23 protein-coding genes are annotated in these 23,755 nt (G+C 35.4%); 11 read left to right on the top strand and 12 right to left on the bottom strand.

The window, feature by feature from the left end:
- Positions 1 to 203 precede the first annotated feature (203 nt).
- Positions 204 to 518 (top strand): HPF/RaiA family ribosome-associated protein, encoded by a 315-nt coding sequence (locus BMZ76_RS02465; RefSeq protein ID WP_091203143.1) that lies wholly within the window; start codon positions 204 to 206, stop codon positions 516 to 518.
- A 93-nt stretch (positions 519 to 611) separates the two neighbouring features.
- Here BMZ76_RS02465 and BMZ76_RS02460 read toward each other — a convergent pair whose 3' ends face one another.
- Complete coding sequence (locus BMZ76_RS02460; protein WP_091203142.1) at positions 612 to 2,192, bottom strand: L,D-transpeptidase family protein; 1,581 nt, start codon at positions 2,190 to 2,192, stop codon at positions 612 to 614.
- A gap of 507 nt (positions 2,193 to 2,699) precedes the next feature.
- Here BMZ76_RS02460 and BMZ76_RS02455 point away from each other — a divergent pair.
- Positions 2,700 to 5,156 carry an AsmA family protein gene (locus BMZ76_RS02455; RefSeq protein ID WP_091203141.1) on the top strand — a complete coding sequence of 819 codons (2,457 nt, stop codon included), beginning with the start codon at positions 2,700 to 2,702 and terminating at the stop codon, positions 5,154 to 5,156.
- Between the two features lie 13 nt (positions 5,157 to 5,169).
- Positions 5,170 to 5,679, top strand: a complete 510-nt coding sequence (locus tag BMZ76_RS02450) for a nuclear transport factor 2 family protein (RefSeq protein WP_091203501.1) — start codon at positions 5,170 to 5,172, stop codon at positions 5,677 to 5,679.
- Positions 5,680 to 5,773: 94 nt separating this feature from the next.
- On the opposite strand, the gene BMZ76_RS02445 is transcribed toward BMZ76_RS02450, so the two are convergent.
- Positions 5,774 to 7,819, bottom strand: a complete 2,046-nt coding sequence (locus tag BMZ76_RS02445; protein ID WP_167547403.1) for a M13 family metallopeptidase — start codon at positions 7,817 to 7,819, stop codon at positions 5,774 to 5,776.
- Positions 7,820 to 8,032: 213 nt separating this feature from the next.
- On the bottom strand, positions 8,033 to 9,637 hold the full coding sequence (locus tag BMZ76_RS02440; protein WP_091203140.1) for a L,D-transpeptidase family protein: 1,605 nt from the start codon (positions 9,635 to 9,637) through the stop codon (positions 8,033 to 8,035).
- Positions 9,638 to 9,869: 232 nt separating this feature from the next.
- Between BMZ76_RS02440 and trmB the strand changes: the two genes are divergently transcribed.
- From trmB to BMZ76_RS02410, 6 genes are all read left to right on the top strand, one after another.
- The gene (gene trmB, locus BMZ76_RS02435; protein WP_091203139.1) at positions 9,870 to 10,547 is read left to right on the top strand and encodes a tRNA (guanosine(46)-N7)-methyltransferase TrmB; all 678 of its coding nucleotides are present in this window, start codon (positions 9,870 to 9,872) and stop codon (positions 10,545 to 10,547) included.
- Positions 10,548 to 10,577: 30 nt separating this feature from the next.
- On the top strand, positions 10,578 to 11,213 hold the full coding sequence (locus BMZ76_RS02430; RefSeq protein ID WP_091203138.1) for a LysE family transporter: 636 nt from the start codon (positions 10,578 to 10,580) through the stop codon (positions 11,211 to 11,213).
- A 51-nt stretch (positions 11,214 to 11,264) separates the two neighbouring features.
- Positions 11,265 to 11,594 (top strand): MGMT family protein, encoded by a 330-nt coding sequence (locus BMZ76_RS02425; protein ID WP_091203137.1) that lies wholly within the window; start codon positions 11,265 to 11,267, stop codon positions 11,592 to 11,594.
- Between the two features lie 206 nt (positions 11,595 to 11,800).
- A complete protein-coding gene (locus BMZ76_RS02420; RefSeq protein ID WP_091203499.1) occupies positions 11,801 to 12,955 on the top strand; it encodes an Mrp/NBP35 family ATP-binding protein in 1,155 nt (384 codons plus the stop codon).
- 82 nt (positions 12,956 to 13,037) lie between these two features.
- Entirely contained in the window at positions 13,038 to 13,277 is a 240-nt protein-coding gene (locus BMZ76_RS02415) for a NifU family protein (protein ID WP_091203136.1), read from the top strand.
- A 158-nt stretch (positions 13,278 to 13,435) separates the two neighbouring features.
- The gene (locus BMZ76_RS02410) at positions 13,436 to 13,753 is read left to right on the top strand and encodes a 2Fe-2S iron-sulfur cluster-binding family protein (protein WP_073205174.1); all 318 of its coding nucleotides are present in this window, start codon (positions 13,436 to 13,438) and stop codon (positions 13,751 to 13,753) included.
- Positions 13,754 to 13,785: 32 nt separating this feature from the next.
- Here BMZ76_RS02410 and BMZ76_RS02405 read toward each other — a convergent pair whose 3' ends face one another.
- The 6 genes from BMZ76_RS02405 to BMZ76_RS02380 form a co-directional block, all read right to left on the bottom strand.
- Entirely contained in the window at positions 13,786 to 14,682 is an 897-nt protein-coding gene (locus BMZ76_RS02405; RefSeq protein ID WP_091203135.1) for a serine/threonine protein phosphatase, read from the bottom strand.
- 147 nt (positions 14,683 to 14,829) lie between these two features.
- Positions 14,830 to 15,612: a DUF3050 domain-containing protein gene (locus BMZ76_RS02400; RefSeq protein WP_091203134.1), complete on the bottom strand. Its 783-nt coding sequence runs from the start codon at positions 15,610 to 15,612 to the stop codon at positions 14,830 to 14,832.
- Positions 15,613 to 15,704: 92 nt separating this feature from the next.
- Positions 15,705 to 16,883 carry an acyl-CoA dehydrogenase family protein gene (locus tag BMZ76_RS02395; protein WP_091203133.1) on the bottom strand — a complete coding sequence of 393 codons (1,179 nt, stop codon included), beginning with the start codon at positions 16,881 to 16,883 and terminating at the stop codon, positions 15,705 to 15,707.
- 236 nt (positions 16,884 to 17,119) lie between these two features.
- Positions 17,120 to 17,833: a tRNA1(Val) (adenine(37)-N6)-methyltransferase gene (locus BMZ76_RS02390; RefSeq protein ID WP_091203132.1), complete on the bottom strand. Its 714-nt coding sequence runs from the start codon at positions 17,831 to 17,833 to the stop codon at positions 17,120 to 17,122.
- 118 nt (positions 17,834 to 17,951) lie between these two features.
- Positions 17,952 to 18,476, bottom strand: coding sequence for a ribosome maturation factor RimM (gene rimM / locus BMZ76_RS02385; protein WP_091203131.1), 525 nt, complete (start codon positions 18,474 to 18,476; stop codon positions 17,952 to 17,954).
- Between the two features lie 15 nt (positions 18,477 to 18,491).
- Positions 18,492 to 19,052, bottom strand: a complete 561-nt coding sequence (locus BMZ76_RS02380) for a 30S ribosomal protein S16 (protein WP_091203130.1) — start codon at positions 19,050 to 19,052, stop codon at positions 18,492 to 18,494.
- A gap of 200 nt (positions 19,053 to 19,252) precedes the next feature.
- Between BMZ76_RS02380 and BMZ76_RS02375 the strand changes: the two genes are divergently transcribed.
- Together BMZ76_RS02375 and BMZ76_RS02370 are read left to right on the top strand one after the other, a co-directional pair.
- Positions 19,253 to 19,732: a DUF6252 domain-containing protein gene (locus BMZ76_RS02375; protein ID WP_091203129.1), complete on the top strand. Its 480-nt coding sequence runs from the start codon at positions 19,253 to 19,255 to the stop codon at positions 19,730 to 19,732.
- A 153-nt stretch (positions 19,733 to 19,885) separates the two neighbouring features.
- The gene (locus BMZ76_RS02370) at positions 19,886 to 20,248 is read left to right on the top strand and encodes an RNA recognition motif domain-containing protein (RefSeq protein ID WP_066079550.1); all 363 of its coding nucleotides are present in this window, start codon (positions 19,886 to 19,888) and stop codon (positions 20,246 to 20,248) included.
- A 104-nt stretch (positions 20,249 to 20,352) separates the two neighbouring features.
- Here BMZ76_RS02370 and leuB read toward each other — a convergent pair whose 3' ends face one another.
- The 3 genes from leuB to leuD all read right to left on the bottom strand — a co-directional run bounded on the left by leuB (position 20,353) and on the right by leuD (position 23,701).
- The gene (gene leuB, locus BMZ76_RS02365) at positions 20,353 to 21,414 is read right to left on the bottom strand and encodes a 3-isopropylmalate dehydrogenase (protein WP_091203128.1); all 1,062 of its coding nucleotides are present in this window, start codon (positions 21,412 to 21,414) and stop codon (positions 20,353 to 20,355) included.
- Positions 21,415 to 21,447: 33 nt separating this feature from the next.
- The gene (locus BMZ76_RS02360; protein ID WP_091203127.1) at positions 21,448 to 22,974 is read right to left on the bottom strand and encodes an alpha-isopropylmalate synthase regulatory domain-containing protein; all 1,527 of its coding nucleotides are present in this window, start codon (positions 22,972 to 22,974) and stop codon (positions 21,448 to 21,450) included.
- A gap of 130 nt (positions 22,975 to 23,104) precedes the next feature.
- The gene (leuD, locus tag BMZ76_RS02355; protein ID WP_091203498.1) at positions 23,105 to 23,701 is read right to left on the bottom strand and encodes a 3-isopropylmalate dehydratase small subunit; all 597 of its coding nucleotides are present in this window, start codon (positions 23,699 to 23,701) and stop codon (positions 23,105 to 23,107) included.
- Between the last annotated feature and the right edge of the window lie 54 nt (positions 23,702 to 23,755).

Raw genomic sequence — 23,755 nt, 5'->3', positions numbered from 1 at the left:
ATCTTGGGTAATGCTTTTGATTGTTTTGCAATTGATTGAGTCATGTCATAACAACGTTCCAAAAACATACGAGCCGTTAGCAATTCATTCCCTTCCTTAAATTCCATTTTTCTGCTATTTCTTTTCCCAATGTTTTATTAATTCAGTCGTTTTTTTGTACTGCAATCGGTAAATTTGAAAGACAACATTAAATAAATAAAAACATGACAGTACAGATCAACACAGACAACAATGTAGAAGGACACGCTCGTTTGAAAACGTATATTGCGGAGGAATTAGCAACAGCTTTGGCGCGTTTTGAAGATAAGATAACCCGCTTAGAAGTGCATCTTGCAGACGAAAACAGTGATAAATTCGGAGTCAACGACAAACGATGCCTTATCGAAGCCCGTCCAATAAACATGCAACCTGTAGCGGTTACCAATCACGCTGATACTACAGAGAAAGCATTTCAAGGTGCATTGGATAAAATTAAAAAAATGTTGGACACCGCTTTCGAAAAACAGAAAGCATATTAAATAGTTGCCTTTTGGCAAACAAAAAAATGACGCTGTCTTTACAAGAGAGCGTCATTTTTTTTGTAGTTATTCATTGGAGAAAAAGGTTGTCTTTTATTTATCAAACAGTAAAGTTGCCAATGCTTCATCTTTGTTGTATATATCTTCATAGAAATGAACTACGCCATCATCATCTATCCAAGCAGTAAAATAACCAATATAGACTGGAATTTTGTTTTTAAGCGTGTACCAGTATTCCTCCCCACCGTTCATTGCTGTTTCTATCTTTTCAGGATTCCATTTTTTATCGTTCTTCATAATCATCGCAGCAAGTTCTTTTGGCTTGGCTACACGTATGCATCCGTGGCTGAACGCACGGTCTTCTTTACCAAATAAACTTTTGGATGGCGTATCGTGCAAATAAATCGCATTCGAATTAGGGAATAAGAACTTTACAAGTCCCAATGAATTTTCCGGGCCGGGTTTTTGTCTCACATAATCATCTTTCCACTCCATATCATGTTCGGCCAAGTAATTTGGATTCTTTTCGATGGCAGGAAGAATTTCTTTCTTTAGAATACTTGCGGGCACATTCCAGTACGGTCTAAAAACAATATATTTCATTGGGGCACTAAAAATAACGGTTTTATGCATCGTTTTTCCCACCACAACTTTGGAACGTAATTCCGGGATTCCGTTTCTGAAAAAAGTCAGTTCATAAGCTGGAATATTCACAACAATTAGTTCCTTGGATTTGGTAATGTCATTCGAAATCCATCTACAGCGTTCCATATTGACCATAAGGGTTTTGATACGGGCTGCAACGGGAACGTTCATATAATTGATATGTTCCGGCAGAATTGTTTTGTTAATGGTATTGCCACTTCTCTTTTTAAATTTCAAAATTCCTGTAGCTAATTCATCATCATATACAGCACTTTTAGAATCTCGGCTAAGATCACCTGTAATCAATAAACGCGTTCTGATTTGCGAAATTGTAGCGGCACTATCACCAGGTTTGTACGATTTGACATTTGGATCTAACGCAATGGTCTTCCATCCGCCTTTTTTTTCTATTTTACGGTATTCCTGCAAGACGTCTTTAAGCAGGTAATATTGTTTCAAAACCCCTTTTTCATCTTTGTTGATAAGCGAAGGATTGATTAACAATGAATCTAAATAATTGACATACGATTGTCTTTTTCTTGGCAAAAACCAGCCTAAATCTTTCGTTTTTTGAGTGCTGATACCATCGTATACTTTATCAGCATAAAAAAAATACAGCGAAGAACTCAACAGTTCAGTGTCAATACTCGCTTTCTGATTTTCCTCCGGATTGTCATAGATATCATCTAATTTTTTCTTGTAAGGAATCACGGTTTCGATTCCTTCAACAGTCAAATTGTTCACTTTATTGTACAACAAACCTGCAAATTCATTAAGTCCATCTTTGTCAAACCAGATGTAATGAAATTGATGTTTGCGGTATAATTTTTCTACATCGCCCTGATAATTTTTCAGTTTTGGATATTTTTCAAAGAAGGTTTTGATTTGCGTACTGTCAAAAGCAACTTCAATGGTATTTGTACTCGTTTGATTTATAGGCAAATCAGTATTGCTTTTCTTTTTACAGGAAACGGCAGTAAATAGTATTGTAAAAATAACAATTAGTATTGGCGAAAATAATTTTTTCATAAGTCAAATTTTAATTCGTGAAGAACACAATTATGGGCCTACAAAAATACATCAAATCACGTGCCGTACCACCAGAATTGGACGGACTGAGTTTTTCAAGGTTGAAATACGACCTTTGGTTTAAAAGTAAAAGGGGAAGAAAAATAATTTATAAGTGCTTATTAATAAATTAGTTGCGATTTTGTTTTTGTTTTCTAAAACGAATTTTAGTGTCGAATAAATTTTTTAAAATCCAAAAATTATGAAAATAATAGTGCTTTTTACACAACTATTTTGCTGTTTTTGTCTCTTGTTTCAATAGAGTAAGGCTTTAATTTAGAGTTTGCTACCTCTTTTTTTAACGTGTTGTTCTTTGAAATTTTTCCAGATATTTTCCGAAGTTTTAAATTCAAGAAGGTACTAGGCTCAAACGGATGTTTAGGAAACCGAATCACATTTTGTAGATTTAAATCAGTTTGAAAACCAGTTTTTATACTATCTTTATTTAAAAACAGTAAAGGAATTCAGATGAACCAATTTTGGCAGGAAACAAAAACATATTTTAAAACAGCGGGTTTTAAGAAAATTTTCAAAAGAATTGGTTTTTTCTTTTTGGGAGTAGTTGTGTTTTTTATGCTTTCTTCTGCGCTTTTAGCACTTTATTTTAACAATAACAAAGCGGAAATTATTACCCAAATCAATACTAAAATCAACGAAAATATTACAGGAAAAATCGATATTGGCGATATTAGATACAAGTTTTTAAAGGGCTTTCCCAATATGACTTTGGCGTTAAGCCAAGTGGAATTGAAAGATAGTTTGTGGGCTGTTCACAAGCGAACGCTGCTTAAAGCGGAACAAATTGAGATTAGGATTGATCTTTGGGATTTGCTTTCAAATGAGATTAACATCGATAAAATCGAAATTCAAAAAGCAACTTTGTATTTATTTAAAGGAAAGAACGGAATCGTCAATACCGGTATTTTTAAACCAAAGCCAAAAGGCAAAAATTCAAAAAGTTCGACTACTTCCAGCATCAATGAAATTGTTTTAGACCAAGTGCATTTCATTTCCGAAAATCAAATGGGAAATAAATTATTTGATTTTAATGTTTTAGCTTTACGAAGCAAAGTAGATTTTGAAGATGACAATTGGCATACCAAAATGTACGTGAAAACGCTTGCCAAAGACATGGCTTTCAATACCAAAAGAGGTAGCTTTATCAAGGATAAAATCGTTGAAGGCGTTTTGTTTGTTGACTTTTCGAACCAGAAAAACCAAATCAGTGTAGCAACCAAAAACCTCGAAATAGGAGTAGAGCTTTTCGATATTAACGCACATTTTAGTTTGGACAAAAACAAGTCTCCTTTTGATATAGTCATTAAGACAAGTATTTTGTGGAAAGATGCTTCCAAATTGTTGAGCGCTAATATCAGTAGCCGAATCAATCAATTTGACTTAAAAAAGCCAATAAATGTGGGTTGTACGATTGTAGGCGACATGAATGCTGAAGGCGATCCGGAGATTGTCGTGACTACGAATATAAAAAATAATGAACTCACCATACCTGACGGAATCTTCACCGACTGTAGTTTTGGCGCCACATTCACCAACCAATATAAAAAAGGAGCAGGCTGCAACGACAGTAACTCGACAATTACTTTAACGGAATTTTCGGGGAAATACAAAACGATTCCATTTGCAATTCCAATCGGGATTATTTCCAATTTTGAAAAAACCACGGCAGCAGGAAGTTTTAAATCGGATTTTCCCGTTTCCAGACTGAATGAGATAGTCAACAAGAATTTAATGTATTTTTCTGATGGTAAGGCTGAAGTGAATTTGGATTTCAAATTTGATATTAAAGATTTAAAAATACAAAAACCCTTATTCACGGGAAGTGTAGCCGTTAAAAATGCAACTGTAAATTATGGCCCAAGGAATTTGACTTTCGTAAAAACAGAAATTCAGCTTGATTTTACGGAGCAAGCTTTGTTGATAAAAAAAATTAATTTTAAAGACCGTCGAAACACGGTTTTTATGGAAGGTAAAATTGATAATTTCCTGACGTTATATTATGAAAATCCTGAAAAAATGCTTGTTAATTGGGATATTTATGCGCCTTTTCTGGATGTGAAACAGTTTGTAGGTGTTTTTACCAGTTCCGGTAAAAAAGCTCCAAAAACCAAGAATAAAAAAGATGATTTTTCAGATGAATTGTATTCCGTGATTGAAAAAAGCCAAATGGCGTTAAATGTTAAAGCGGATAAAATGGTGTATAGTAAACTCGAGGCGACTAATGCCAAAGCCACCATATTATTAGTTAACAATAAATTAATTGTGAAAAATGGCCGGGTGCAAAGTTCCGGCGGGATTATTTCTTTTGACGGTCAGTTAGCGCCTTACAGGGATAATTTTCTTTTGGAATCCAATGCGAAAATCATTCGGGTGGATATTTCCCGTTTCCTGACTTCGTTGAATAATTTTGGGATTGAATCCTTTAAACCCAAAAACATAAAGGGATTTTTGACGGCTTCGGCATCGCTGAAAGGAACGCTGCTTTCCGGCGGACAATTAAAAAAAAATTCGCTTTCCGGCGCTGCTAAATTCGATGTGATTCACGGGACGTTAAACGATTTTAAACCAATTACAAATATTGGAAAATTCGCTTTTCCTTTTAGAAATGTCAACAACATCGTGTTTAGGGATTTGTCAGGAAACTTTAAAATTAATGGCGATTTAGTAGATGTCAATGATCTGAAAGTGAGTTCCAGCGTTTTAAACTTAGATGTAAACGGCGTTTATTCGTTTAACAGAGGGACAAATCTAGCGATGACTATTCCGTTGAGAAATCCAAAAAAGGATGAGGGTATCATGGATAAAAACGAAAGAGCTGAAAATCGAAATAAAGGAATTGTACTGCATTTACTAGCCGTTGACGTTGATGGAAAAATAAACATAAGATGGAACAAAAACCATGAATAAATACTTGAAGCGCATGAAAATAGTACTGGCTGTTCTTGTTGTTATCACTTTATCGGGTTGCAAAAGCATGATGGAGAATCAAACAATTTCAGAAAAAAATATCAAAGGCACATTAGATTCCTGGCATAAAGCTGCGGCAGATGCTAATTATAACGATTATTTTGCGTTAATGGCTGATGATGCTGTTTTTATTGGTACTGATGCGACAGAGAATTGGGATAAAAAAGCTTTTCAAGCCTATTCAAAGCCACATTTTGATAAAGGAAAAGCGTGGAATTTTACCGTTTTGGAACGTCATATTTATTTTGATAAAACGGGTAAAACAGCTTGGTTTGACGAATTGTTGAATACGCAAATGAAAATTTGCAGAGGTTCGGGTGTTTTGGTAAAAATAGGCACCGAGTGGAAAATAAAACAATATGTTTTATCGATGACGATTCCAAATGAAAATTCGACTGAAGTCATAAAAGTAAAATCAACGCTGGAAGATGCGATGATACAAAAATTAACATCGAAACAATAAATTTATTTTATTAGCTATTCAGTTATTCTCTTTTTTGTACAAAAAAACCTCTGCAAAAAAAGCAGAGGTTTTCAGTAATCTATAAATCTGATAATTACCAGATTTTGACTCTTTTCTCGGGTGCTAGGTACAATGAGTCTGTTGGTTTTATTTTGAAAGCGGTATAGAACTCAGGAATATTACGCACTACACCATTGACTCTAAATTTTGCGGGTGAATGCGGATCGGTAGCAATTTGATTTCGCAAAGCTTCCTCCCGACTTTTATTCAACCAACATTGTCCCCAACTTAACAATACTCGTTGATCACCCGTAAAGCCATCTAAAACGGGCGATTCTTTTCCTTCCAAACTCATTTTATATGCTTTTATGGCAATGGATAATCCGCCTAAATCGCCTATGTTTTCCCCTTGGGTAAATTCCCCATTTACATTGAGGTCAGGAAATACTTTGAAGGTATTGTACTGTGCGACTAATGCACCTGTTTTTTGCTTGAAAGCGGTTAAATCTTCAGGTGTCCACCAATTGCGCAGCACTCCGTCACCATCAAAACTGCTTCCTTGGTCGTCAAAACCATGGCCTATTTCATGTCCGATTATTGCACCAATTCCACCATAATTTGCTGCGTTTTCAACTTTTAAATTAAAGTAAGGTGGTTGTAATATAGCGGCAGGAAATACGATCTCATTAAGTGGCGGATTGTAATATGCGTTTACGGTTTGTGGAGTCATTCCCCATTCAGTTCTGTCAACAGGCTTTCCTAATTTATTGATTTGCCTGTTGTATTCAAAATCAGTGGCTTTTTGCTGGTTTCCGTATAAATCGCCTTTAACAACTTTTAAAGTAGAATAATCTCTCCACTTGTCAGGATAACCAATTTTTGGAGTGAATTTAGAGAGTTTGTCCAAGGCTTGTTTTTTTGTTACCGGACTCATCCAATCCAAGTTTTTTATGCTTTCTCCGTAGGCTTTAAGTAAATTTTTAACTAACAGGGTTACTTGTTCTTTGGCTTCAGGAGAGAAATGTTTTTTTACATAGACCTTTCCCACTATTTCACCAAGGTTATTATTGACCCTGTCAACACCTCTTCTCCATAGCGGTTGTTGTGTTCGAATTCCGTTCAAGGTTTTGCCATAGAAGTCAAAATTTTCATTGTCTAAAGCGGTGTTCAATGATCTTGCTGCTCCATGAATAGCATTCCATTTCAGATATCCTTTCCAAGTGGTTAAAGGTGTTGTTTTGATGATGTTATTGAGCGATTTGAGATAATCAATTTGTGCAACGACAATGTTTTGTTGATTACGGATTCCGGCGTTTTTTAGCATGTTGTCCCAATTAAAATCAGGCATAAGTTGGTGCAAATCAGAAATAGCATATTTGTTGTATAGTTTTACTATGTCGCGGGTTTGTTCTTTTTTCATGTGTTGGGCAGCCAAAGTTGTTTCTAACACCATGATTTTTTTGGCTAAATCGGTAGCATTGGCAATCCCTCCAAGCTGTAACGTTTTCTCGATATGGATTACATATTTTTTTTGGATTTCTTTAGATTTGGCATCTGCAAGAGAGTAATATTCTCTATCGGGTAATCCTAAACCACCCTGCCAGGAAATAAGCATGTACTGGGTCGGATCTTTTAAATCCTCCATTACCGAAACGGAAAAAGGAATGTTGACTCCGGATTTATTGGCATACCCAAAATAAGTAGCCAAATCATTGTAGTTGTTGATAGCGTCAATTTTTTTGTATTCAGGAAGTAACGGTGCAATTCCTTTTTGATCCCTTATTTTAATATCCATGAAGGCTTCGTAAAAGTCCCCAATTTTTTGTTCATCAGAACCTGTTGCAAAATCACCCTTGGAGGAAGCTTCAATAATGGCTTTAACGTCTTCTTGTGCTTTTTCATGTACCATATACCCAACACCGTAAGAGGCTTTGTCATCTGGTATTTTAGTTTTTTTCATCCAAGCGCCGTTGACATAGGCATCAAAATTATCACCTGGCTGAACGGATGTGTCCATGTTTTCTTTGTTAATTCCGGAAATTGTTTTGTCTGACTTTTCAAAAGTAGAAAAAGCAGCCAACAATAAAATGGACGATGCCAACACTAATTGGGTTTTAAATGTGTACGGTTTTAATTTCATAAGTTGGATTTTTTAGAATATCAAATGTAACATAAAAAATCTCGCATAATCTTATTTAACTGATAATTAGTGTATTGATGCTAAAAATAGTTTAACAGATTATCTAAAATCACTGAATTCATTTCTTTCTTACGAGATGCTTCTATTTTTTTCGTGTTTTATTCCGCGGAATAAATAAGTTAAGTTCACAATGAAACCGTGAGTACAGTCATTTTATTTGGTGTCATCAGAAAAAAGAAGTTCAGCTAAACGGTCGTCACGTTGATAGATATCATTAAAAAAACTAACTTCATCGGCATCATTGACCCAAGTAGTGAAATATCCAATGTGAACCGGAATTTTCTTTTTTAGGATACATGTGGTTTCTTTGCCGCCGTCCATGGCTTTCTTAATGCGATCCGCTGGCCAGTCCCCATCATTTTTTAAAATTAAATAAGCCAATTCCTGTGCTTTATTTACATTGATACATCCGTGACTATACGCTCGGTATTCAGAATCAAATAAACTTTTGGCGGGCGAATCGTGTAAGTAAATATCGGAGGCACTTGGAAACATAAATTTGACTTTCCCTAAAAGATTTTTCGGACCGGGTTTCTGCCTTACTCTGCCCTTATTATATTCCATGTCATTATCTGCCAAATAGTTTTTGTCGCGGTCCATAGCCGTTTTTATTTCGCTTTGAACGATACTTGTCGGGATGTTCCAGTACGGACTAAATATCAGATGGCTGATGTTACTGCTAAAAATGACGGTTTCATTCATGGTTCCACCCACAAACACATTCGATTCCAATTCCGTTGTGCCATTTCTTTTGTAAATCAGTTTAAAAGAGGGAATGTTTATAATGATGTATTCTTCAGCTTTTGTCAACTCTGGCGTAATCCATCTGCAACGTTCCATATTGACCATTATGGCTTTGATGTAATTTTCAATGGGAATATTCATCCTTTGAATGAGGCTTGATGTAATGATGTGATCTGGTTTATACCCATTTCTTCTCTTGAAATTCAGTATGCCGGACATTAACTCCTCATCGTATAAATTACTTTTGGAATCTTGTTCTAAATCTCCGGTTACAGCGAGTCGTTGTCTGATTTGACCAATGGTTTGTGAGTTATCACCAGGTTTGTATTCCAGTATTGAAGAATCTCTAACTATTAAATTCCAATCTCCATTCTGTTCTATTTGGCGGTATTTTTTTAAAACAGTACGCAGTTTGTAATACTGACTAAAGAGCTGTTTCTCATTTTTATCCAATAATTCTGGATCCGCTAACAAAGAATTTAGAAGGGTCGCGTAGGAGAGATTTTTTGTTGGTAAAAACCATCCCATTTCTTTGATTTTTTCGATGTCGATGCCTTTATAAACTTTTTTTGCATAGAAAATATACATTGCTGATAGTAAAAGTTCCGTTTCGGTGGTGGTGAGATTGTTTGGTGCGTTTTTATTGAAAATCAGGTCAGTTCTTTCTTTATAGGCAAATCGGGATAGCAACCCTTCCTCTTCAAGTTGATTTACTTTGGAATATAATAAATTAGCAAACTCAATAACTCCTTTGTCATCAAGCCAAATGGAATTGTAATCTCTCTTTGTATATAAGATCTGAATATCGGATTTGTATTTTTTTAAATTCGGATACGTTTTAAAAAATCTGGAAATAACCAAACTGTCAATCTTAACGAAATATCTTTCTGGTTTGTATTTAGGGAATGTTTGAGTACAATAGGTATTGGTAACCGTTTTGGCATTGATACGGTATGAATAAGCAAGTGAAAAGCTGAATAATAGTAGTGCAATAGATAAAACAACGTTTTTCATAGCATGATTATTTGTATAAAGATAAAGAAATTTTTCTTGGTAAAAAGTGAATTAACAATGAAGTTAAGAATCGAAATAGTACAATTGTCATTTCTTTTGGAAACATTTTTGCGAGAGATTGCATAAAAAACGGTTTAGACAATAGCGATTTTTAAAACGTTTTTTCATTTTTTCACTTGTTCACCATTCGGTCTATTATATTTCCTTAATTTTGCCGAAATATTTTTAAAAAGTGGGAAGCAAAAATAAATTAAAGAGGTTCAAGGAAAACGAGACATTTACAAACGTTTTTCAACCAACAAGAGAAGAGGTAGTAGCAGATTTATTTCCGCTTAAAGGTAAATGGAATTCGGAATTCTTTAAAAATGAAAATCCACTAGTGCTGGAATTAGGCTGTGGAAAAGGGGAATATTCTGTTGGTCTTGCTGAAAGGTATCCAAATAAAAATTTTGTTGGAATCGATATCAAGGGAGCCCGTTTCTGGCGTGGTGCCAAAACTGCCGTTGATACCGGATTGCATAATGTCGCTTTTATTAGAACCCAAATCGAATTAATCAACCATATTTTTGCTGAAAACGAAGTAGATGAAATCTGGATTACGTTTCCGGATCCACAAATCAAATACAAACGCACGAAACACAGAATGACAAATTCGGAGTTTTTGCAATTGTATAAAAAAATCCTCAAAAAAGACGGTGTCGTAAACTTGAAAACCGATAGCGAGTTCATGCACGGATATACCCTTGGATTGTTGCACGGCGAAGGACATGAAGTTTTGTACGCAAATCATAATGTTTACGTAAACGAAGGAAGTCCGGAGGAAGTGACCGCCTTTCAAACTTTTTATGAAAAACAATATTTGGAAGTTAACAAAGCAATTACGTATATTCGATTTAAAATTAAAGAATAGTTTTACTTTTTCGATTTTTGCATTTTACCTATGAATTTATTCACTTCTTTACTTTTGGGTTTTGTAACTGCCTTCGTAGGGATTACGCCTCCGGGATTAATCAATATGACAGCAGCTAAAGTGAATCTCAAGGAAGGAAAAAGAAGTGCTTACTGGTTTGTTCTGGGTGCAATAATTGTAATTTTCTTTCAGGCAGCGCTCGCAATATTGTTTGCACAATTTATTAAAGAGCGCCCGGATGTAATTGTTTTGCTGCGTGAAGTGGGTTTCGGAATATTTGCATCATTGACAATCTATTTCTTGTTGATTGCTAAAAAACCAAAAAAGAAAAAAGAAAAAATTAAAAAAAAGAGTACTTCCACTCGTTTTTTTCTTGGAATGCTGCTCTCAGCACTTAACTTTTTTCCCATTCCCTATTATGTTTTTGTAAGTGTTACGTTAGCGTCTTACAATTTGTTTTATTTTGAAATGTCTCATGTTTTTATTTTTGTCGCAGGAGTCGTATTAGGCTCTTTTTTAGTGTTTTATTGTTATATCACCTTCTTTCAGAAAATACAAGACAAGACAGATTATTTTATGCGAAACATGAATACCATCATAGGAAGCATTACAGGATTAATCTCTTTAATCACTTTAATCAATATTATTCGGTATTATTTGAAGTAGATTTTTTAACCAAAACGTATCAGAATTTCTTTTTTTATTAGATGTAAAACCATGTCAAATGAAAATTTTTTCGAAAGAGTGTATAAAGTTGCCAGACAAATTCCTTATGGGAAAGTCACTTCGTATGGCGCTATAGCAAAGTCCTTGGGAACCGCTCGTTCAGCTCGAATGGTAGGCTGGGCACTAAATGCTTCGCATAGTCTTGAAGATGTTCCGGCACATCGCGTAGTGAACCGAAAAGGATTACTCACCGGGAAATTGCATTTTGACGGAACCAATCTGATGCAACAATTATTGGAAAACGAGGGAATTGTTGTGGTTGACAACCAAGTTGTGGATTTCGAGAAGCATTTCTGGCAACCGGAAGTTCGATCGGACTAATTGATTGCATTTTTAGTCTTGCTAATACTATTTTTCGGTGAGTAATCCTTAATTTAGATAATAACCAACATCAATTTTAGCATCAATAAATCCGATACAAATCCTTTACAATAAGAACTTTTCATAGTATCTTTGTAATCTGAAATCAGTTTAAATAAAGATAATATTCTGGCGCTAAAATGCCAATAGAAAACAGTAAACTAAAAATGAAATTAGACAGAAAAGACATTCTTAAAGCTTTAGAAACAATTACTATAGCAGGAGAAGGAAAAAATATGGTTGAAAGTGGCGCAATAGCAAATGTGATTACTTTTGGAGATGAGGTTGTGGTAGATTTAGTATTGCACACACCGGCGATGCACATTAAAAAACGTGCTGAAGACGATATCAAAAAAACAATTCTTGAATTAGTATCTCCAGATGCTAAAATCAAAATCAATAGTAAAGTTGAAGTTCCGGACAAACCAGAAATCAAAGGGAAATCGATACCAGGAATAAAAAACATTATTGGTGTTGCCTCTGGTAAAGGTGGAGTAGGAAAATCTACAGTAACCGCAAATCTAGCGGTGTCACTAGCAAAAATGGGGTTTTCAGTAGGAATTTTGGATGCTGATATTTACGGACCATCGATGCCAATCATGTTTGACGTAGAAAATGAAAAACCAATCTCTGTAATGGTGGATGGGAAATCAAAAATGAAACCGGTGGAAAGCTACGAAGTCAAAATTCTTTCGATAGGATTTTTTACTGCACCGAGTCAAGCGGTAATTTGGAGAGGACCTATGGCTTCCAAAGCATTGAACCAAATGATTTTTGATGCAGACTGGGGAGTATTGGATTTCATGTTAGTCGATTTGCCTCCGGGAACAGGAGATATTCACCTTTCTATCGTGCAATCATTACCTATCACAGGTGTTGTAATCGTAAGCACACCACAAGCTGTAGCTTTGGCCGATGCTAAAAAAGGAGTTTCTATGTTTATGTCAGAAGCTATAAATGTTCCTGTTTTAGGAATTATTGAAAACATGGCGTATTTCACACCAGAAGACTCGAGCGAAAGCGAACAGGCGAAGCAATTACCTGAAAATAAATACTACATCTTTGGAAAAGAAGGAGCCAGAAATCTTGCAGAGGATTTAAGTGTTCCGTTCCTTGGTGAAGTGCCAATCGTACAATCCATCCGTGAAGCAGGAGATTACGGTCGTCCGGCAGCGATGCAAACAGGTTCTATTATCGAAACAGTTTTCGAGGAAATCACCCGAAACGTGGTGCGGGAAGTAGTAAGCAGAAACGAAAATTTACCTGCAACAGAGGCTGTTAAAATTACAACTATGGCCGGTTGCTCCGCAGTAAAAAAATAGACTACTTAGATTTTTAGACTACTTAGACAAACTAAGAGATCTAAAAACCTAAAAAGGTCAGAAAATCTAATAAGTCTAAATTATGACAACAGAAGAATTATTTGTAGAAGTTCAAAAAGCACTTGAAGAAATCAGACCCTTTTTGAATTCTGACGGCGGTGACATCACTTTAATTTCCATCGAAGAAGGTAAACACGTAAAAGTACGTCTTGAAGGAGCATGCACCAGTTGCAGCGTAAACCAAATGACACTGAGAGCCGGCGTGGAAACCACCATCAAAAAGTTTGCTCCTCAAATAGAAACTGTTGTAAATATTCTATAAATCTTTTGGGCGTGCCCCTTTTAAGAAAAAAGGCTACTCAATACAACGAGTATTTGCCTTTTTTCTTAAAACGGTCGGGCTATCCGCGCTACTTTGGTAGCTAGCTTTTATCCCTCACGCAAACACAAAACTCATAACTTATAACTCATAGCTGATTTATGGATGTACTAATAAAAATTAAAGATAGAGAAGGAGTAGTGCATGAATTACAAGCTCCAACAGATATGGCCATGAATATCATGGAATTATGTAAAGCCTATGAGCTTCCCGTAGAAGGGACTTGTGGTGGAATGGCCATGTGTGCTTCGTGTCAGTGTTATGTGCTCAATGATGTGCCTTTACCAGAAATGGGCGATGATGAAGAAGCGATGCTTTCAGAAGCATTTTACGTAAAATCCAACAGTCGTTTGGGCTGTCAAATCCCAATCACGGAAAGCCTCGAAGGATTAGAACTGGAGTTGGCTCCGGAAAATTAATGAGAAAGCGTTTGCCTTGGCAAACGCTTTTTTTATTTATAATCTTTTAGATTTGTTGGGCCTTCAAGTACTTCTCTAACAACTTGCAGAATACCATTTTCCTTAGTGTCGATAAACCATTTTATAAGTGTTATGGTTCCATTTACTATTTCAATTCCGGTAATGCTTCTGGGATGTACGCAGCTTCCGTCATTGAAGTAAGGTGTTGATTTTTCATTTGGATAAGAAAAACTTGGGCGATGCGTATGGCCAACAATTGTAATTTTGCGATTGTTGTTCTCAATCCATTTTTTTATTCGGAGTTCGATTTTTATCCGTTCCACATAATTTTTCGCAGGACTCGTAGGATCGGATATTCCCCAAATTTGGAGTGGTTTCCATAAAATACGCACCATAAATCTATTGATTTTCCAGCCTACGTAATTCATAAAATCAGCTTGATGACCATGAGTCAAAAATAATTCCTGTTTGGTTTCCCGATGAATTAAAACGAGGGCTTCATGGCATTTGATGCCGGTGAATAAAGGTTCAAGCTGGTCATTTTGTGTGTTTGTATATGTCGTAAGCGTTTTTTCTACATGATTTTTATCTCGAAAAGTCATTTCATGATTCCCCCAAATTTTTAGGTATCTGTCTGAATCGTGAAATTTTTTAAGCAGAAGATAGACGTTTTTGTGTGCTTCAAAAATAGTTTTAAAGAAGATATTTTCCCATAATTCATCTCCATCTCCTAATTCGCAATACGTAAAGCCATCATTATAATATTGGGTCATTGCATGAAAATACACATTTCGATTACTTGCAAAATCATCGGCAAAACTATTATCGCTTCTGTGGCAGTCGCTAAAAAGGATGAATTTTGATTGATTGTCAAAAGGAATTCTTTGTGCTTCTTTATAAGCTCTGGTTAATCGTTCTTGGGAAGACATTTATTTAATTTAAAAAATAAAGATAAAAAAAATAGCTAAAATAGCTATTTTTTCATCGGTACTTTTCTTAAATAGTTGTTTGTCATTATTTTCAAATACGACAATTAATTTCAAACAATAAGTTATTTTTAAAAGGAAGAATAAATTTTATGCTAATTCCACTTTCATCATAATTGTTTCCTCAATGGCATCCCAAAGTCCGATGCGTTTTTCTAAGGCTAATTTTGAAATTTCTTCTACGTCGGACCATTTTTGTGCATCCGTTCCACAAAGTTCTGTTATCATTTTCATTGCCATTGGACCGTGTTCGTCAGCGTCCAGTTCTATGTGTCTTTCAAAATAATAAATGAGTTTACTCAAATCAGTATCCGGGAAATTTGCTTGAAAATTTTTCAAGATTTCAGTGAACATACTTGGAATTAAATCTTCTCTTCCAAAAGTAAAAGCGGCCGCTATTTCATGTGTTTTCCCTTCTTCAATAACTCTGAAAGTAAAGTCTAAAAAAGCTTTAATATTTGGGTGTAAATGGCTGGTTTTAATCGCAACAAATATATTTTTAAGCGAATCCACTTCAAGAAGGAATTGCTTGATTCCATCGGTGTTAGCGTTGCACGCTTCCATTGCTTCAATGTACATTTCGTAATGACTTGAACGCTTCCCGTCTTTTGTTAAATCAGATTCTTCCGCAAGTACAATTTCATTAATCAAATATCTGGTCTCAGGATTTTGTGTGGCAAACCATGGAGTTGTCGTACAAGTCAGTTTAGATTGTAATGCTTTCAATAATGACATAAAATCCCAAACTGCGTAAACATGATTTTCAAGAAAAGAATGTAAATCCTCAACGGTTTTTACTTTTTTGTATAAAGAATGTTGTAACAATAGTTCTTTTTGGGGCTGAATTCTATTGTTGATTGTTTCAATATTCATAGGTATTATTTTTTATGTAAATATAAAAAAGCTTCCTGTTTCCAAGAAGCTTTTACGATCAATTTTATAAATACTTTGATAATCGTTTACAACTATTTAAAAGCAGGAATTCCGGTTATATCCATGCCGGTAATTAGCAAATGGATGTCATGTGTACCTTCATAAGTAATAACAGATTCTAAATTCATCATGTGTCGCATGATAGAATATTCTCCGGTAATTCCCATTCCACCCAACATTTGTCTGGCTTCGCGAGCAATATGAATTGCCATATCTACATTATTTCTTTTGGCCATTGAGATTTGAGCCGTAGTAGCTTTTCCTTCATTTCTTAAAACGCCTAGTCTCCAAGTTAATAATTGTGCTTTGGTGATTTCAGTAATCATTTCAGCCAATTTCTTTTGTTGCAATTGTGTTCCGGCGATAGGTTTGTCAAACTGAATTCTTTCTTTCGCGTAACGCAAAGCCGTATCGTAACAGTCCATGGCAGCACCGATAGCGCCCCAGGCAATTCCGTAACGTGCTGAATCAAGACAGCCAAGCGGCGCTCCTAATCCAGATTTATTTGGTAATAAGTTTTCTTTTGGAACTTTGACATTATCAAAAATCAATTCTCCTGTTGAAGAAGCACGAAGCGACCATTTATTATGGGTTTCCGGAGTTGTAAAACCTTCCATTCCGCGTTCAACAATTAAACCGTGAATTCTGCCTTCTTCATTTTTTGCCCAAACAATGGCGATATCAGCAAACGGAGCATTTGAAATCCACATTTTGGCACCATTCAATAAATAATGGTCGCCCATATCTTTGAAATTTGTAATCATGCTTCCTGGATCTGAACCGTAGTTAGGTTCCGTTAATCCAAAACATCCCATGTATTCTCCGGTGGCTAACTTTGGTAAATATTTTACGCGTTGCTCTTCGTTTCCGTATTTCCAAATTGGATACATCACCAAAGAGGATTGTACAGAAGAAGTAGAGCGAACACCAGAATCACCACGTTCTATTTCCTGCATAATTAAGCCATAAGATATTTGGTCTAAACCTGCGCCGCCATATTCTGTTGGTATATAAGGACCAAAACCGCCAATTTCACCCAAGCCTTTTATAATTTGTTTTGGAAATTCCGCTTTTTGAGCATATTCTTCTATAATAGGAGATACCTCACGTTTTACCCATGCACGGGCAGAATCACGTACTAGTTTGTGTTCTTCTGTTAGTAAATCGTCTAAGTTATAATAATCTGGAGATTGAAATAAGTCTGGTTTCATGGTTTGGTAATTTTAAGTGATGCAAATCTACATAAAGAAATATAACAAAAGCATTAACAAATGTTATATTTTTTATTTTGATTGAAAACAATGAATTTTCAATCAAATAAGAAGTTTTTCAAAGAATGATTTTGCTGAAAAAAAATCTATTAAAACTAAATTACAATAAATTTGCTAAATGCTAAGCGAAATTTAGTTTAAATAAAGCAATATATGTATTTGAATAAATTGCGGAATTACATCTTTAAATAAAAATCTTTTGTCAATTCAATGTATTCGGGAGTATATTGATGCCTTGAAGTTTCAATAATTAATTCATCAATTGGAAAATTCACACTTTCGTTTCGGCTAAAAGCCAATAAACTTCGCTTAATTTCAGTAGTTGGAGTTCCTTTCACGTGAGTGATTTTTAAAGGGTAAAGTTCATATTCTTTGGCTAAAGCCAAGAAATTTTCTTCTTCTTTAAAAGGAATGATTACTGCGAATATTCCGTTCTCTGAAAGCAATAAATCTGCGGCCTCGATTAAATCTTCAAAAGGCATTGCGTCAGCAAAACGGGCTAAATCGCGTTGTTCGTTATCAGATTTGTAATCATCAGTGTAAAATGGAGGATTGGAAACAATCAAATCGTACTCGTCTTCAGGTTCTTCTACAAATTCATCTAAACCGGCATGAAAACAAAATAAGCGATCACTCCAAGGGGAGTTTTCAAAATTATCTACGGATTGCTCGTAGGCTTCTTCGTCAATTTCTAAAGCGTCAATTTGTTCCGCATTGCTTCTTTGTGCCAGCATCAAAGCGATTACGCCTGTTCCCGCTCCAATATCTAAAATACTAAAAGGATTGTTTTTAATTGGAGTCCATGCACCAAGTAAAACCCCGTCGGTTCCAATTTTCATGGCGCAACGATCTTGTTCAAGGGAGAATTGTTTGAATTGAAATTTGGACATAGAAAATTTTGATTTCAGATTGAAGATTAACGAATGCTAATTTGCTTTGCCTGTTCGCTTTCGCTCGAGTCAGATTTTTTAGCAACTGAACACTGCGACTGAATACTGAACACTTTTTCTATAGGTACATTTCAATAAGTCCTTCTGGTAGATCCATGATTACTTTCTTGTTTTCCCGGTCAATTTTTACAAGGAAATGGTCAATCATTGGAATAAGAATTTCTACTTCGCCGTTTAAAACTTCAAAAAGAGGTTGGGAAGTAGTATCATTCACGGATTGAATTTTCCCGACAACACCAAGGCGTTTGTCTTCAACTTCAAAACCAATTACTTCATGGAAATAGAATTTGTTACCGGTTAGTTTTGGCAACATATTTAAAGGAAGATATATAGCGTTTCCTATAATGGCATCGGCATCTTCTTCGGTGTTCATGTCTTCAAAACGAATTCGGAGAAAATCGTTTTTATGCAATGAACTGCTTTCAATAAAAAATGGAACCAAGTGTTTGCTGCATTCAACAAACACTGATTCCAAGTTTTCGTATAACTCAGGTTCGTCCGTGTCTAAATAGGCAAGAACTTCTCCTTTGAAACTAAATTTTTTAGCGATTTTACCTAAATAGAAACAATCTTCTTTACGCATGTTCGCCTTCTAAAATTATGCTTCAGTTGTTTTGTTATTTTCTTCTTCAGCAGGAGCTTCTTCAGCTTCGACTTCAGCAACTTCTTCTTCAACAGCTGGAGTTGCAGCAGCGATAGCATCCGCTTCTGCTTGAGCAGCTGCAGCTAAACGTTTAGCGTTAACATCTTGTTCTGCTTTGAAAGCTTTAACTTTAACATCAGCTTGTGCTTTAGTTAAACCTTCTTTTTTAGCATCAACTTTTCCAGATTTTGCATCTAACCAATCCGCTAGTTTTGCATCAGCTTGTTCTTGAGTTAAAGCTCCTTTACGGATACCACCATCAAGGTGATGTTTCAATAAAGCTCCTTTGTAAGAAAGAATTGCTTTTGCAGTATCAGTTGGTTGAGCACCATTGTGCAACCATTTTACTGCGCTATCAAGGTTTAAGTCGATAGTTGCTGGGTTTGTGTTTGGATTGTAAGTACCAATTTTCTCTAGGTATTTACCATCTCTTTTTGAGCGCGCATCTGCCGCTACAACCCAGTAAAAAGGTTTTCCTTTTTTACCGTGTCTTTGTAATCTAATTTTTACTGACATAATCTTATGATTAAATTTTGAGGTACTCGACCTCGATTAATTAAGGGTGCAAAGATACATCTTTTATTGATAATTGCTAATTCGAATAATAATTTAATGAACTAGAGTGGATTAAGTATAATTTTGGTTGGTTTTTTGGTTGGGGTTCTATTTTTTTAAGCATTAATACATTATTTTTGTTTGTTCAAAAGCACTTTTTTATGAAAAAATATTTAATATTTCTGATGGTAGTTTTTTCTCTAATTTCTTGCGAGGAAGACATTAGTTTCAACAACCCTTCTTTTCAAGGAATGAAAGATAATATGTTTTGGAGAGCAGTGGACTCTAAAGCTTTTTTGGCCGCTGATGGATCTTTAATAATCGAAGGATATACCGGAGGTGAGATTTTGACTTTAAGAACAACTTCTACAAAAGCTCAAAAATATCCTTTGGGCACCAGCAGTTCCAAAACAGCTGTTTATGTACTGACAAATGGTAATGTTGAAATTTCATTTGCAACTGGGATTGGCATTGGTAACGGTGAAATTGTAATAAATGAATATGATAATGTGGATAATACCATATCAGGGACATTCAAATTTAAAGCAGAGAACGTAGATGGTAATCCTTCAGGAGGTGATATTTTGAATTTTCAGCAAGGTGTTTTTTATAAGGTACCGGTAAGTTTGCAAGTCCCATAAATGATTGCAATTTGCATTCTTAAATCACATAAGTTAGATATTTTATTAGATTGATTTTGTTTTTGAATTTAAAATAAAAACATAAATAAGCTAATATATAGTAGATTAGAAAAAAAATGCAGTACATTTGTTGTATTATTTAAATAAGTACATATGAATATTTTTGTTGGAAGCCTTCCATTCAGTATTGAGGAAGCAGATTTAAGAGAGTCTTTCGAGGCTTACGGAGCAGTTGATTCAGTTAAAATTATTACTGATAAATTTACTGGAAGAAGTAAAGGATTTGGTTTTGTTGAGATGCCAAATGATGACGAAGCTCAAAAAGCAATTGACGAATTGAACGGAGCAACCGTTCAAGGACGTGCGATAGTAGTAAACAAATCTGAGCCTAAGCCAGAAGGTGAAAGAAGAAGTTTTAACAATAACAGTCGTGGTGGAGATTCACGCGGTGGTTATGGTGGTGGAAACAGCCGTGGTGGAGAAAACCGTGGTGGTGGAAACAGAGGAGGATATTAATATTTTTTTCTAGTTATAAAAAAAGGTGTCAATGAAAATTGACACCTTTTTTGTTTGGATACGGTAGAGACACACTGCAGTGCGTCTCTACTACCTACATTTTTTTATAGATTAGCAACCAACCAGTCACCAACTTCACTCGTTTTATACGCTTTACCTCCCTTTACCACTAAATCTTCAGTTACAATTCCTTGCTCTAATGATTTGTTAACTACTGCTCTAATATCTTCTGCTTCTTCTTTTAATCCAAAAGCATCTTCAAACATCATCGCTGCTGATAATACCGTCGCTAATGGATTAGCGATATTTAAACCTGTCGCTTGTGGATAAGATCCGTGAATAGGTTCGTACAATGAAGTGTGTTCTCCGACAGATGCTGATGGCATCAAGCCCATAGAACCTGATATTACTGAAGCTTCATCCGTTAAAATATCTCCAAATAAGTTTTCAGTAATTAAGACGTCATAGGAATTAGGCCATTGTACCAAACGCATTGCAACCGCATCAACAAATTCATAACTTACTGTTACCTCAGGATAGTCTTTTTCCATAGCTTGTACAGTTTCTCTCCACAATCGGGAAGTTTCCATTACATTGGCCTTGTCCACACAGCATAGTTTTTTAGTTCGAGTCATCGCCAATTCAAAACCTTTCTTGGCTAAACGTTGTACTTCAGGTCTGGTATAAGTACAGGTGTCAAATGCAGTTTCGCCATCGTCTTTTCTTCCTTTTTCTCCAAAATAAATTCCTCCGGTTAATTCTCTTAAAAAAACCAAATCAGTTCCTTCGATACGCTCTCTTTTTAATGGAGAATTGTCGATCAATGAAGGAAAAGTAAACGTTGGACGAATATTGGCAAACAAACCTAATTTTTTACGCATCAATAATAATCCTTGCTCTGGGCGAACGGGTGCCGTTGGGTCGTTATCATATTTTGGATGCCCAATGGCTCCAAACAAAACAGCATCTGCTTTCATGCAAATTTCATGTGTTTCGTCAGGATAAGGAACTCCAACGGCATCAATGGCACAAGCTCCAGTAAGTGCAGGAGTCCAAGTGATTTCATGGTTAAATTTTTGTGCAATAGCATCCGAAACTTTTACAGCTTCACTGATTACTTCGGGTCCAATTCCGTCTCCGGCTAAAAGGGCTATGGTTAATTTCATTAGATCTATTTTATATTAATGTATTTCTATTTATTATTGGGCTGCAACCACATTCAACATTTTCTGGGTTGCTATAATTGCGGCAACCGTTTGGTCTGAATCTAATCCTCTGGTTTTAAATTCTTTTTCATTATTTGTCCAGGTGATTATGGTTTCGCATAATGCATCAGAACTACTTCCCGGCGGAATTCGTACAGCGTAATCGATCAATTTAGGCAATTCTAAATTTTTGCTTTTGTATATTTTTGCCAATGCATTCATAAAAGCATCAAATTGACCATCACCTTGCGCATGCTCTTCAATGATTTCACCATCTATTTTTAAAGATAAAGTAGTTGATGGACGCATTCCTTTTGCATGAGATAATATATAGGACTCGACAACAACTTTTTCCTGATAGGTTTGGCTGTCCAAAACATCAGAGATAATGTAAGGCAAATCTTCTTTGGTAACAGTTTCTTTTTTGTCGCCCAATTCAATGATGCGTTGGGTGACTAATTTTAAGTCGTGAGGATTTAATTTTAAACCTAATTCCTGAAGGTTTTTTTCAATATTAGCTTTTCCAGATGTTTTTCCTAATGCATATTTTCTCGTTCTGCCAAAACGTTCCGGAAGTAAATCATTAAAATATAAGTTGTTTTTATTATCTCCGTCGGCATGAATACCTGCAGTTTGCGTAAACACGTTGTCACCTACAATAGGTTTGTTAGCAGGAATTCTATAACCGGTAAAAGTTTCTACTAATTTACTCACAGAATATAATGAAGATTCTTTTACACCGATTTCTATTTGTTGAAAAAAGTCATTAATTACAGCAACAGTACTTTCGAGTGGTGCATTTCCGGCGCGTTCTCCCATTCCGTTTACGGTTACGTGAAGTCCTTGAATTCCGGCTTTTACTGCTTCCATGACATTGGCAATGCTTAAATCATAATCATTATGCGCATGAAAATCAAAATGAGTATCAGGGTATCTCGTTACAATTTTCGAAATAAAGTCAAAAGTTTCAGAAGGTATTAAAACGCCCAGTGTGTCCGGTAGTAATACTCTTTTGATAGGTTGTTTGGTTAAAAAGTCCAGATATTGGAATACATATTCTGGTGAATTACGCATTCCGTTGCTCCAATCTTCAAGATAAACATTTGTTTCAATATTATTTTCCTGAGCCAAAGCAATGGATTGAGCAATCTCTGTAAAATGTTGTTCGGGTGTTTTTTTTAACTGATGTGTTAAATGATTCAAAGATCCTTTAGTCAATAAATTCTGCACCTTTGCACCAGTATTTTTCATCCATTCAATAGAAAGTCCGCCGTCGACAAAAGTTAAGACTTCAATTCGGTTACTATATCCTTTTTCTGAAGCCCATGACATGATCCCTTTTACGCCTTGAAATTCTCCTTCACTCACTCTTGCCGAAGCAATTTCGATTCTATCAATATTTAATTCTTCCAACAACAATTGCGCAATGGTTAGTTTTTCTGCAGCAGAAAATGATACTCCTGAGGTTTGTTCACCATCACGAAGCGTTGTATCCATTATTTCAATCTTTCTTTTTTTCATTTTAAATTTGATGCTAAAACGGTTTCGATTTTATGAATCGGAATTCTGCTTTTATAAAATATTAAAAACAGTTATTGAAGTAAACCTTAAAAAAGAATGTTCAATATCTGCGTATTTTTTAAGAATAGTTTTAATAAGGAAGTTTATTGGCAAATCCAACAATTTCTTCTTTGATGTTTTGTAAATAGTCAATATCATCAAAACCATTAATCATATTGTCTTTTTTGTATCCAGAGATTTCAAAAGATTCTTTTTGACCCGTTGCTTTTAGCGTAATGGTCTGTTCCGGAAGATTTATTTCCAGTTCTGTTTTTGGATCAGCTCCAATAGCATTAAAGATGGTTTCTGCAAATTCTGGAGTAACTTGTACCGGTAAAACACCAATATTCAAGCAATTTCCTTTAAAAATATCTGCAAAAAAACTGGAAACAACTGCACGAAATCCGTAATCGTAAACTGCCCAAGCTGCGTGTTCTCTGGAAGAACCTGAACCAAAGTTTTTTCCGCCTACTAATATTTTTCCGCTATGAGTTGAGTCATTCAACACGAAATCTGCTTTTGGTGTGTCATCTCCATTGTATCTCCAGTCACGGAAAAGGTTATCGCCAAAACCAACACGTTCAGTTGCTTTTAAGAAACGCGCAGGAATGATTTGATCAGTATCTACATTTTCTATCGGTAACGGCACTGCGCTACTCGTAAGAATGTTAAATTTATCGTATGCCATTTTTTTAGGTTTCAAGTTTTAGGTTTTAGATTTCAGGTTTCTTGTTTAGAAAAC

The sequence above is a fragment of the Flavobacterium xueshanense genome, from assembly GCF_900112975.1.
Taxonomy (GTDB): Bacteria; Bacteroidota; Bacteroidia; order Flavobacteriales; family Flavobacteriaceae; genus Flavobacterium; species Flavobacterium xueshanense.
Note: the sequence above shows the minus strand (reverse complement) of the source record. Positions and strands in the feature narration are given on the sequence as shown.